This is a genomic window from Ruegeria sp. AP12 (assembly GCF_056540025.1).
In genome coordinates this window covers 1-918 of record NZ_JBQFVZ010000112.1, presented here as the reverse complement: position 1 = coordinate 918, position 918 = coordinate 1, and the positions used below count along the sequence as shown (strand labels likewise).

At 60.7% G+C, this 918-nt stretch carries 2 protein-coding genes; both read right to left on the bottom strand.

The genetic code is table 11. The features are described 5' to 3' along the window. Positions 1-89 (bottom strand): NAD-dependent epimerase/dehydratase family protein (locus tag ACR0E6_RS21585; RefSeq protein WP_480587169.1); only part of this gene is annotated, 89 nt, incomplete at its 3' end. A 60-nt stretch (positions 90-149) separates the two neighbouring features. Then, positions 150-918, bottom strand: a 769-nt coding sequence (locus ACR0E6_RS21580) for a 3-deoxy-manno-octulosonate cytidylyltransferase (RefSeq protein ID WP_480587166.1), incomplete at its 5' end; no start/stop codon positions are given.

The window sequence follows — 918 nt, the reverse complement described above, 5'->3', positions numbered from 1 at the left end:
GTCACGGGCGTGTATCCGGCTTGCGACAACGCTTTGCAGGCATGCGACCCGATGTAGCCGGCACCGCCGGTCACAAGAATATTAGTCATTCAAAATTCCAATTTGTCTTGCCGTCCAAAAGGGCCGGTTATCTGTGATAAACACTGCGGTCAGTCCAGCCCCATGGCGGCCATCATTTGCTCCAGCTTCGGCACGTCCTGCGGGTTGTTCAGTTCCCAGAACTGGCGGCCCTTGGCCTCAACCTCGACGCAAAGAACCTTGCGCCCGTTTTCCATGAAGCGCAGTTGTTCCAGCCCTTCCAACTGCTCCAGCGGGCCAATGGGCCATGTGGGGTAAGCGGCCAGCGCATCAGGGCGATAGGCGTAAACGCCGACGTGGTGAAACACCGGGGTCTCGTCTGCCGACGCATAGGTCTGAGCGGTGTAAGGAACCACTTCTTTCGAAAAATACATGGCGCTGTGATCTGCGGCAAAGACCGCCGTTGTGCCACCGACGCGCCCGTGCTTGCGATCGTTCAGCAGGCTGTTGAGCGCTTCGCCATCACAGCGCAGCACCGGCGTGGCGACACCGGCATCCGGTGCGGCGCGCAGCCCTGCGATCAGGTCTTCGACGAACCAATGCGGGGTCAGCGGCGCGTCGCCTTGAAGGTTGACCACGATATCATAGCCCATACCCAGATTGGCGTGAGTTTCGGCGCAGCGCTCGGTGCCATTGCCACAGGAGTCCGAGGTCATGACAACCTCGGCCCCGAACCCTTCGGCTGCTTCGCGGATGCGGTCGTCATCGGTGGCGACAACCACGTTGTCCACACCAGATACGGAACAGGCCGCGCGCCAGGACCGTTCGAGCAAGGTCATTGCTTTGCCGCTTGCTCCGGTCAGGGGAACCAAAGGTTTGCCCGGATAACGGGTCGAGGCA